Below are 11,177 nucleotides of genomic sequence, written 5' to 3'. Positions count from 1 at the left end.
ATAGCGTAAAAGCCAGCGAACCCAATCCCTGAAGAATCCGCCCTTCTCAGGCCCGGCCCGGGCTCAGGTTAAGGCTCAGGTACACTCCCGCCCATCCAGCAATAACGGGGTTCAGATGTGGATGGAACGACGCGGTCAAATCGCCCGAATCTGGAGAACGATCTGCCTTTGATGGAGGCACCCCGGGATACCATATAGCTCGCCTCCCCCCCGGCGTTGACCTTGAGCGGGCGAATCAAGCGCTCCACATCCCTGATCCAAAACGAGTGGTAGCCGTTGGCATCAGCGGCTGCGTCCCATACATAGGTTTGGGTGTCAACGATATCGGGAAGCGCGTCGACATCAGGAGCCTGGCGATACCCCTGAAACCGCATCGTGACAACGTCCCCAACCTCGATAACCGGAAGCGGTGGAGTGCCCTGCTCGACGCGAATTTCAACGCCCTCCCAGAGCGGCGGTATGCAGCTGCACGTCATATATTTGTTCGGATTGCTTATCGGGTTCGATTCCGACTGTGGATACCTTGGCCGCAAGTAAGTCGGAGAAGGGATGGCAACCCCCAAACCAGCTTGCGCCATCTCTGAAAATTGCGGGTTGAGGTTACCGGCCCGATCTCTCAGACGGTAAAAGCAAAAGATGAATTGGGCGCCCGGAAAGCTTTTAAAAATGGTATTGGGGACATCGACAAATATCTGGCCGGTAGCGCTTGTCAGTGGCAGTGAAGTATGGTCTGGAGCTCCTGTTGGCAGAGCATTCGTGGCAGAGAAATACATCACGATTTCGTCACCGATTTCACGGTCTCGATAGGATCCCTGGATTTCCATCGGCACCAGAGGCGTCATATTCAGATAGTCATCCGTGATGGGGTTGACAGGGAAGATCGCGGGGGCGAGCCTCTCGCCGACGCCCGGCGCATTGCGGTCAATACGAAGGGGGGTGACTTCCGATCGGTCGTAGATCGCGTTGTCCGGCGTATCGAGGTGGATGCGATACGTGAGATCTACAACCGCGCTAGTCCGCAGGAATGCCTTAGGGATTGATGTAGCGTAGGGAAAGTCCGCAGCAGTAAGTGGACCGACCAATTCCAAGGGAGACGGCACGTCGACGGACCCAGTACTACGGTCACCCCATTCAAAAACAACCCAGTGAGTGACGCCCACACCAGGTAAGAAGCCCCACGGCGTAACGAGCTCAACTTCCAAATCACTTGAGTAGTACTGCGCGGGCAGCAGTCCGTCAGGCAGGGCAGCGACCACATGGGGCCGTTCCGGCGCGGCAGTGCTGCCTGGATCAGAGGGCTCGACACCCGTGGGTTTACCCGTTTTTGAGGTACTCATATCCATCTCCGGCAATTCCCGCGACACCGCTACTTGGGAGGAATTGAATACCTGTAGTGCTCATTCGCCTACTGTCAGAACTAACAGGTAGCCTTACCACTGGTCGGTTTCAAACAGTTAACCGCCATCCCGCCTCAAAGAACGGTTGACGAAACGCGATGACCAATGATCTTCTGAAACCGGTTTCAAACCACTTTCAAATCCAATAAGAAAGGCCGTCCTCGTGACCTCATTTTCCGCAGCCCAGCGCAGCCGCGTGACCATGCTCGACGTCGCCGAACGCGCCGGCGTGTCCAAGGCCAGCGTCTCGCGCTTCATCGGCGATGACCGCGCCCTGCTCTCCGATGTCATCGCCCTGCGCATCGAACAGGCCATTGCTGAACTCGGCTATCACCCCAACCAAATGGCCCGCGGCCTTAAACGTGGACGCACTCGCCTGATCGGCATGCTGGTGGCCGATATCCGCAACCCTTATTCCATTGCCGTGATGCACGGCGTCGAAACCGCCTGCCGCCAGCACGGCTACAGCCTGGTGGTGTGCAATACCGACCGCGATGACGAGCAGGAGCGCCAGCACCTCGCGGCATTGCGCTCTTACAACATCGAAGGGCTGATCGTGAACACCCTCGGTCATCACCTCGACCAACTGCTGGAACTGCAACGGGAAATGCCCCTGGTGCTGGTGGACCGCAAGGTCGAGCCGCTGCACAGCGACCTGGTGGGGCTGGACAACCCGGCGGCGGTGCGCATGGCGCTGGAGCATCTTGAACGGCAGGGCTACCGCGAGGTGTTGCTGGTAAGCGAAGCCACCGATGGCACCAGTTCACGGTTGGAACGGCTGCACAGTTTCAAGGCTGAAATCGCCCGGCGCCCGGACGTGAACGGCGCCGTACTGGAACTGAGCGACGCGCTGGAACACCACCTGCAAATCTTCCTGGCCAAACCCGCGCGTAAAGCCCTGTTCTGCGCCAACGGCGTGGCCGCCCTGGCGTGTACCCGTGCGCTCAAGGCGCTGGGTTGCAACCTGTTCGACGATATCGGCCTCATCGCCCTCGATGACCTGGACTGGTACCCGCTGGTGGGCAACGGCATCACCGCACTCGCCCAACCGACGGAGGCGATCGGTGCCAGTGCGTTCGACTGCCTGCTCAAGCGTTTGCGTGGCGATACAGCCCCCACCCGCACCCTCGATTTCCTGCCCCAACTGATCATCCGAGGCTCCACCCAACTCCCTGTGGGAGGTGGCTTGCCCCCGATTGCGGAATATCAGTCAGCTTATCTGTAGCTGACCCACCGCGATCGGCGGCAAGCCCCCTCCCACATTTTGCTCTGCGCACAAAAATGAAACCGGTTTCAGAGGTAAACAACAATGCACAAGTACCCCGTTTCCATCAGCCTTTCCAGCTACGGCGCCGACCTGGTCCGACAGCAGGGCCAACTGAGTTTCGTTGCGCTGTTAAGTGCCGCCGGTGCCCAGCGCATCGAATGGCGTGAAGAACTGCTCACTCACGAAGACCCCGCCGAACTGGCCCAGGCTGCCGCCGAGCAAGGCCTGGACTCGGTGTTTTCTTCGCCGCTGGAACTCTGGGTCGCCGGCCGTGCCCAGGCCAATGCAGACCTCGCCGCCACCCTGGACCGCGCCCAGGCCTTCGGCTCGCGTTGGCTGAAAGTGTCGCTGGGCTACTTCACCGACACCAATGACCTGGAGAGCCTGCACGCCCTGCTCAATCGCCACCCGGTCAAGTTGCTGGTGGAAAACGACCAGACCCTGCAAGGCGGCCGGATCGAGCCGATGCAACGTTTTTTCACCGAGGTCGAACGCCTGGGCCTGCCGGTGAAGATGACCTTCGACATCGGCAACTGGCAGTGGCAGGACCAGTCCGCGCTCACCGCCGCGCGCCTGTTGGGCCGGCATGTGGATTACCTGCACTGCAAGGCCGTGGCCCGTCGCCCGGACGGCAAGCTGGTGGCCCTGCCGCCCGGCGCCAGCGACCTGCATCTGTGGGAACAACTGCTCACACATATGACCCAAGGCATTACCCGGGCGGTGGAATTTCCGCTGCAGGGCGACGACCTGGTCGACGTCACCGCGCAACAGGTCGCCACCCTCGCCCACCTTGGCCAACCCCGCGTGGAGAATGCCCATGTCTGAGATCGATATCCTGTCGTTTGGCGAAACCATGGCGATGTTTGTCGCCGAGCAGACCGGCGATCTGGCCCAGGTCGGTCAGTTTCACAAACGCATTGCAGGGGCCGACAGCAATGTCGCGATCGGCCTGTCGCGCCTGGGCTTCAAGGTTGCGTGGTTGAGCCGGGTGGGTAACGACTCACTCGGGCGCTTCGTCGTCGACACCCTGGCCAACGAAGGCCTGGACTGTCGCCATGTGACCGTCGACCCACTGCACCCCACCGGTTTTCAACTCAAGTCCCGCGAAGAAGCCGGCGCCGACCCCCAGGTGGAGTACTTCCGCAAAGGCTCGGCGGCCAGCCATTTATCGATCGCGGACATCAAGCCGGCACTGCTGCAAGCCCGCCACCTGCATGCCACCGGGATTCCGCCGGCATTGTCCGAGGCCACCCGCGAATTGTCGGTGGAGCTGATGACACAGATGCGCAAGGCCGGGCGCAGCGTGTCATTCGACCCGAACCTGCGCCCCTCCCTGTGGGGCAGCGAAGCCCGGATGATCCGCGAAATAAACGCCCTCGCCGGCCTCGCCGACTGGGTGCTGCCCGGCCTCGGCGAAGGCCGTCTGCTCACCGGCTTCGATGACCCGGCGGACATTGCCGCGTTCTACCTGGACCTGGGCGCCGAAGCCGTGGCGATCAAGCTCGGCCCCGATGGCGCTTACTACCGCACCCAGATGGACCAGGGTTTCGTCGCCGCCGTGCGCGTGGACAAGGTGGTCGACACCGTGGGCGCCGGCGACGGTTTTGCCGTGGGCATGATCAGCGCCCTGCTGGAAAACGCCAGTTTTCCCGAGGCGGTGCAACGCGGCAACTGGATTGGCAGCCGCGCGGTACAGAGTCGCGGCGATATGGAAGGCCTGCCCACCCGCGCCGAATTGCTTAACCGATCCGTTGCTTGACCCACTACCTGTTGCCACAACTACAACAAGCTCAGGAGCAACCTTATGGAAACCGTGAAACTCGCCACCCGCCGTTGGTGGTACATCATGCCCATGGTGTTTATCACCTACAGCCTGGCCTACCTGGACCGCGCCAACTACGGCTTCGCGGCCGCCTCGGGAATGGCCGAAGACCTGATGATCACCCCGGGCATGTCGTCGCTGCTCGGCGCGCTGTTTTTCCTTGGCTACTTTTTCTTCCAGGTGCCGGGAGCGATCTACGCGCAGAAGCGCAGCGTCAAAAAACTGATTTTCGTCAGCCTGATCCTGTGGGGCGGCCTGGCCACCCTGACCGGCGTGGTTTCCAACGCCTACATGCTGATCGTCATTCGCTTCATGCTCGGCGTGGTCGAAGCCGCGGTGATGCCGGCGATGCTGGTGTACCTGTGCCACTGGTTCACCCGTGCCGAACGCTCGCGGGCCAATACCTTCCTGATCCTCGGCAACCCGGTGACCATGCTGTGGATGTCGGTGGTTTCGGGCTATCTGGTGCAGCACTTCAGCTGGCGCTGGATGTTTATCATCGAGGGCTTGCCGGCCGTGCTGTGGGCGTTTATCTGGTGGAAGCTGGCCGATGAGCGCCCCAAGGATGCCAAGTGGCTGAGCGATACAGAAAAGCGCAGCCTGGAAAGCGCCCTGGCCGCTGAACAGGTGGGCATCAAGGCGGTGAAGAATTATGCCGAAGCCTTCCGCTCGCCCAAGGTGATCATCCTCGCGCTGCAGTTCTTCTGCTGGAGTATTGGCGTGTATGGCTTCGTACTGTGGCTGCCGTCGATCCTCAAGGCCGGTTTGCAGATGGACATGGTCGAAGCCGGCTGGCTGTCAGCCTTGCCCTACCTGGCAGCAGTGATCGGCATGCTGGTGGTGAGCTGGGGCTCGGACAAGCTGCAAAAGCGCAAACGCTTCGTATGGCCACCGCTGCTGATCGCCTCCATCGCCTTTTACGCCTCTTACGCGCTGGGTGCCGAACACTTCTGGTGGTCCTACACCCTGCTGGTGATCGCAGGCGCCTGCATGTACGCGCCTTATGGACCGTTCTTCGCCATCGTCCCGGAAATTCTCCCGGCCAACGTCGCCGGCGGCGCGATGGCGCTGATCAACAGCATGGGCGCGCTGGGCTCGTTCGGCGGTTCGTACCTGGTGGGTTACCTCAACAGCAGCACCGGTTCGCCGGGCGCTTCGTACCTGCTGATGAGCGGTGCATTGCTGCTGTCGGTGGTGCTGACGATTTTCCTCAAACCTGGCGCCAGTGACCGTGAACGCGCGCCCCTGGCTACCCTCGAAATGAAGGCCAATTCCTGATGAAAAAATCCGTGGTTTTATACAAGAAACTCTCCGCGCCGATGATGGCTCGCCTGCATGAGCAGGCCGACGTGACGCTGATCGACGCACTGGACGAGAGCGGCCTGGCCCGACTGCGCGACGCCCTGCCGAACGCCCACGGGCTGCTGGGCGCGAGCCTGCGCCTGGATGCAAAACTGCTCGACCTGGCGCCGAAGCTGGAAGCGGTGGCGAGTGTCTCGGTGGGCGTCGACAACTACGATATCGACTACCTCACCCAGCGCGGCATCCTGCTCAGCAATACGCCGGATGTGCTCACCGAAACCACCGCCGACACCGGCTTTGCGTTGATCCTGGCCACCGCCCGGCGCGTGGTGGAGCTGGCCGACATGGTGCGCGCCGGCCAATGGAGCAAGAACATCGGCCCGGCGCACTTCGGCAGCGACGTGCATGGCAAGACCCTGGGCATCATCGGCATGGGGCGCATCGGCGAAGCGTTGGCCCAGCGCGGGCACTTTGGCTTCGGCATGCCGGTGATCTATCACAGCCATTCGCCCAAGCCGGCGGTGCAAGCGCGCTTCGGCGCGCAGTACCGCAGCTTGCAGGCGCTGCTCAAAGAGGCGGATTTTGTCTGCCTGACCTTGCCGCTCACCGCTGAAACCGAGAAGTTGATCGGCGCTGAAGAGTTCGCGCTGATGGGCCCGGAGACGATCTTCATCAACATCTCACGGGGCAAGGTGGTGGACGAAGCGGCGCTGGTCGACGCCTTGCAACAGCGCACGATCCGCGCGGCCGGGTTGGATGTGTTCGAGAAAGAACCGCTCGATCACGCCTCGCCGCTGCTGCGCTTGAACAACGTGGTGGCCACCCCGCACATCGGTTCGGCCACCCATGAAACGCGGGAGGCGATGGCCAGGTGCGCAGTGGATAATCTGTTGCAGGCACTGGCGGGCGAACGGCCGCAGAACCTGGTGAACGCGGCCGCCTGGAAACGGTGAACCCCATATGGGAGGGGGGTTGAACTGGCCTAATGATTTTGGACACTTCATTCGGGCGCTATGATAGCGGTGGGTCAGCTGAAAAGAGACTGGCTGACACACCGCAATCGGGGAAAGCCCTAATGCCAGTCAGCTAAGACAGAACCGGTCACTGTGGCGAGGGAGCTTGCTCCCGCTGGGGCGCGAAGCGGCCCCAAAAATGGGACTGTTATGCAGCCCAACGGGAGCAAGCTCCCTCGCCACAGGCCGCAGGTTTTTTGCTTTAGCGCCGAACTGACCGGCATTAGGGCAAGCCCCCTCCCACATTTGAACCGCCTTTCAGATTCTAGATAACGAACCGGCTTACCATCCCATTCAAATCCACCGCCAACCGCGACAGCTCATGGCTAGCCGCGCTGGTCTGGTTGGCGCCCGCCGCCGACTGCGTCGCCAGGTCACGTATATTCACCAGGTTGCGGTCCACTTCACGCGATACCTGGGCCTGCTCTTCGGATGCGCTGGCGATCACCAGATTGCGTTCGTTGATCAGACTGATCGACTGGGTGATCTGCTCCAGCGCCACACCGGCGGCGCGGGCCATCTCCAGGGTGGTCTGGGTGCGCTGGTTGCTCTGCTGCATCGATTGCACCGCTTCACCGGTGCCGTTCTGGATGCCGGCGACCATTTTTTCGATCTCCTGGGTGGACTGCGCGGTGCGATGGGCCAGCGCCCGTACTTCGTCGGCAACCACCGCAAAACCACGCCCGGCTTCACCGGCACGCGCCGCTTCGATGGCGGCGTTGAGCGCCAGCAGGTTGGTCTGCTCGGCAATCGCCCGGATCACGTCCAGCACCTTGCCGATGTCACGCCCTTGCGCCGCCAGGCCCTCGATCATCGCTGCGGTGTTTTGTACGTCCTGGGTCATGGTCTGGATCGCCCCGACCGTCTCCACTACCCGGTCGCGCCCTTCCCGTGCCGCCAGGTTGGACTGGCCGGACGCCTCGGAGGTGGACACCGCATTGCGCGCCACCTCTTCCACGGCCGCTGTCATTTCATTGACCGCCGTGGCCGCCTGGTCGATTTCGTTGTTCTGTTGCTGCAAGCCTTTGGAGGCTTCCTCGGTGACTGCGCTCAGTTCTTCGGCCGCGGACGCAAGCTGCGTGGCCGAGCCCGCGATGTGCTGGATGGTCTGGCGCAGGTTGGTTTGCATGGTCGACAAGGCACTGATCAAGCGCGCCGGTTCATCTTTGCCGTCGTCCTCGATCGTCGTTGTCAGGTTGCCGCCGGCGATGCTTTCAGCCGCTTGCACGGCCTTGCGCAACGGCGTGACGATGCTGCGGGTCAGCAGCCAGGCCAGCAACACGGTCAGCAACGCAGCGGCGACGGATACCACGACGACGCCGGTAATCGCGGCTTCGTAACTGTGTTCCGCCTGGGTATCGGCGGCCTTGGCACCGGCGGCGTTGAGGGCGATCAGTTTGTTCAACTGCTCGCCCATTTGGTCGGTGCCTTCCTTGATACGGCTGTTGATCAGCGCGCGCATGTCATCGACCTTGTCTTGCTTGGACAAGGCAATCATGTCGGCCTGGGCCTTGATGTAGTTGTCCAGCGTGGTCGCAAATGCCTTGTACAGCACCGCCTCCTCGGCACCTGTCGGCAACGCGGCATAACGACTCTGCGCCGCCCTGACTTTGTCGACCAACACGCCGATGCGGGTTTCGGCCTCCTGCAGGGCGGCCGGCTCACGGTTCACCAGCACGCGAAAGGACAGGATGCGCATGCGCAACACGTTTTCCGTCATATGCCCCAGATGCGTCACGCTGGGCAATTGATTGGTGCTCATGTCCAACGACGCCTGGCGCATCAGGGTCATGCGGTTGACCGCAAACACCCCAAGGATGACCACCAGGACGGCGATGAAGGCAAACCCGAGAAAGGCGCGAGGGGCAATATTCAGATGACGGAGGGACATAAGGGGGGCTCTCAGAAGTAATGTTTGCTGGCGTCCTGCCGCGAAACGATCCGTCAGCGCCAACGCGCCGCCCGGACCTTGGCCGCCCCCGGCGGAATGGATAGGTGGGCCTATACGGGGTATCGGCTGATGTCGGGGTTTTATGCAGGCCGTTTTATAAATAATTTATTACCCTTCTGGCGACTGGCCGTTTCTGGCATCCTGCGCCTCCATTTTCTGACCCGAGCCCTCATTTTGTCTGACGCTCAAGCCCCCCGCCCGCGCTATAAATCCGACCTGATCTATGGCCTGGAAGACCGTCCGCACTTCACTGCGGCGATATTTGCCGCCTTGCAACATGTGTTGGCGAGCTTCGTCGGCATCATTACGCCGACCCTGATCGTCGGTGGGGTGCTGGGCCTGGAAAGCGAAGTGCCCTATCTGGTGAGCATGGCGCTGTTCGTCTCGGGGCTCGGCACCTTTGTGCAGGCGCGCACGTTCGGCCCCATCGGCTCGGGCCTGCTATGCCTGCAAGGCACCAGTTTTTCCTTTATCAGTGTGATTCTGAGCGCCGGTTTCATGGTCAAGGCGCGCGGCGGCGGCCCCGATGAAATCCTCTCGACGATATTTGGCATCTGTTTTTTTGCGGCGTTTATCGAAGTGGTGCTCAGCCAGTTCATCGGCAAGCTGCGCAAGTTGATCACCCCGGTGGTCACCGGCACCATCATTACCTTGATGGGCTTGTCGCTGATCAAAGTGGCCGTCACCGACATGGCCGGCGGCTTCGGCGCCAGTGACCTGGGCGCCGCCAGTAACATGGGCCTGGCGGCGCTGGTGCTGCTGACCATTGTGGTGCTCAACCGCTTCGACAACCCGTTCCTGCGCCTGGGTTCGATCGTGATCGGCCTGACCCTGGGCTTTGTCGTGGCCTGGTGGCTGGGCCGCGTGGACATGGCCGCCCTGCCCCAGGTGCCGTTGATCAGCGTGCCGGTGCCGTTCAAGTACGGTTTCTCGTTCGATTGGGTGGCATTTATCCCGGTGGCGGTGATCTTCCTGATTTCGCCCCTGGAAGCCGCGGGTGACCTGACCGCCAACTCGATGATTTCCCAACAGCCGGTCAAGGGCCCGCTGTACATCAAGCGTATCAAGTCCGGCCTGCTCGCCGACGGCCTCAACTCCGCAATGGCGGCCACCTTCAACAGCCTGCCGATGGTGACGTTCGCCCAGAACAACGGCGTCATCCAACTGACCGGCGTCGCCAGCCGCTATGTGGCCTACTTCATTGCCGGCCTGCTGGTGCTGCTGGGGCTGTTCCCGATGATCGGCGCGGTGCTGCAACTGATGCCCAAGCCGGTGCTGGGCGGCGCGACCCTGATCATGTTCGGCACCGTGGCCGTGGCCGGCATCAAGATCCTCGCCGAAGCCGGGTTGCATCGGCGCAATGTGCTGATCGTGGCGATTTCCCTGGGCATGGGCCTGGGCGTCGCGGCCGTGCCGGAAGTGCTGCGAGACTTGCCCAAGGCGCTGCACAACATCTTCGAATCGCCGATCACCGTCGGCGCATTCTGTGCAATCCTGCTGAACATTTTCCTGCCCGAAGAGTTCATAGCGCTGGAAGAAGATGAATTTGATCCGGAGTCTTCTACCCTCAAGGTCATGCAGGACCCGGACGTCACGAAACAGTAGGAGCACTTTTATATGCGCAAGCTCATGGTTCTATCGCTGTTATTGCTGACCTTGAGCGCCTGCGCGCTGTTGCCCAACCGCGATCCGGTCAACATCAACGTGGTCGGCATCGAACCGCTGCAAAGCCAGGATCTGGAAGTGCGCTTTGCGGTCAAGCTGCGGGTACAGAACCCTAATGAAACGGCGCTCGACTACAACGGCGTGGCCCTGGACCTGGAGGTCAACGGCCGGCCACTGGCCTCGGGTGTGAGTGACCAGGCCGGCAGCATCCCGAGGTTTTCCGAGGCCGTGGTGATGGTGCCGGTCAGTGTCTCGGCGTTTACCGTATTGCGCCAGACCCTGGGCCTGAGCCAGACCCAGAGTTTGAATAACCTGCCGTATGTACTGCGAGGCAAGCTGGCGGGCGGGCTGTTTGGCACGATGCGCTTTGTCGAGCGTGGCACGTTGGATTTGCCGAACACGGCGACGTGGTGAATGCATGCAATCGACACTCTTCACCGAGCGCACAGCGTACCGGCATGCGCTTGATCAGGACGGATGAGACCGAATTCGTCGCAGGCACTTTCCCACGGAAGACTGAGATGGCCCGTGAGAACTGGATGCAATCCAAATCCCGCAAACGCTGAAGATCAAATGTGGGAGCGGGCTTGCCCGCGAATGCAGGGTGCCAGTCACTGCAGATGTGACTGATACACCGCACTCGCGGGCAAGCCCTAATGCCGGTCAGTTAAGCGCTAAAGCAGAAAAACCTGCGACCTGTGGCGAGGGAGCTTGCTCCCGTTGGGGCGCGAAGCGGCCCCAAAAATGGGACTGCTACGCA

General features: G+C 61.5%; 9 protein-coding genes. 7 read left to right on the top strand and 2 right to left on the bottom strand.

The genetic code is table 11. The features are described from left to right. Positions 1 to 68 precede the first annotated feature (68 nt). Entirely contained in the window at positions 69 to 1,337 is a 1,269-nt protein-coding gene (locus Q1V60_RS17925; RefSeq protein ID WP_300633037.1) for a hypothetical protein, read from the bottom strand. 223 nt (positions 1,338 to 1,560) lie between these two features. Between Q1V60_RS17925 and Q1V60_RS17920 the strand changes: the two genes are divergently transcribed. From Q1V60_RS17920 to Q1V60_RS17900, 5 genes are all read left to right on the top strand, one after another. Next, entirely contained in the window at positions 1,561 to 2,622 is a 1,062-nt protein-coding gene (locus Q1V60_RS17920) for a LacI family DNA-binding transcriptional regulator (RefSeq protein ID WP_300633035.1), read from the top strand. A gap of 84 nt (positions 2,623 to 2,706) precedes the next feature. Beyond that, a complete protein-coding gene (locus tag Q1V60_RS17915) occupies positions 2,707 to 3,489 on the top strand; it encodes a TIM barrel protein (protein WP_300633033.1) in 783 nt (260 codons plus the stop codon). Further along, positions 3,482 to 4,423, top strand: coding sequence for a sugar kinase (locus Q1V60_RS17910; protein WP_300633031.1), 942 nt, complete (start codon positions 3,482 to 3,484; stop codon positions 4,421 to 4,423). Before Q1V60_RS17915 ends, Q1V60_RS17910 begins: the two co-directional genes overlap by 8 nt. A 45-nt stretch (positions 4,424 to 4,468) precedes the next feature. Then, the gene (locus Q1V60_RS17905) at positions 4,469 to 5,764 is read left to right on the top strand and encodes an MFS transporter (RefSeq protein ID WP_300633029.1); all 1,296 of its coding nucleotides are present in this window, start codon (positions 4,469 to 4,471) and stop codon (positions 5,762 to 5,764) included. Continuing rightward, positions 5,764 to 6,741, top strand: a complete 978-nt coding sequence (locus Q1V60_RS17900) for a D-glycerate dehydrogenase (RefSeq protein ID WP_300633027.1) — start codon at positions 5,764 to 5,766, stop codon at positions 6,739 to 6,741. Before Q1V60_RS17905 ends, Q1V60_RS17900 begins: the two co-directional genes overlap by 1 nt. Before the next feature lie 325 nt (positions 6,742 to 7,066). On the opposite strand, the gene Q1V60_RS17895 is transcribed toward Q1V60_RS17900, so the two are convergent. Then, positions 7,067 to 8,692, bottom strand: a complete 1,626-nt coding sequence (locus tag Q1V60_RS17895; protein WP_300633025.1) for a methyl-accepting chemotaxis protein — start codon at positions 8,690 to 8,692, stop codon at positions 7,067 to 7,069. A 234-nt stretch (positions 8,693 to 8,926) separates the two neighbouring features. Between Q1V60_RS17895 and Q1V60_RS17890 the strand changes: the two genes are divergently transcribed. After that, entirely contained in the window at positions 8,927 to 10,357 is a 1,431-nt protein-coding gene (locus Q1V60_RS17890) for a nucleobase:cation symporter-2 family protein (RefSeq protein ID WP_300633023.1), read from the top strand. Positions 10,358 to 10,369: 12 nt separating this feature from the next. Next, positions 10,370 to 10,831, top strand: coding sequence for an LEA type 2 family protein (locus Q1V60_RS17885; protein ID WP_300633021.1), 462 nt, complete (start codon positions 10,370 to 10,372; stop codon positions 10,829 to 10,831). Positions 10,832 to 11,177: the final 346 nt, after the last annotated feature.

Origin of the sequence: Pseudomonas sp. (assembly GCF_030147005.1) — a bacterium.
Classification (GTDB): Bacteria; Pseudomonadota; Gammaproteobacteria; order Pseudomonadales; family Pseudomonadaceae; genus Aquipseudomonas.
This window is presented reverse-complemented; position numbering and strand designations above follow the sequence as displayed.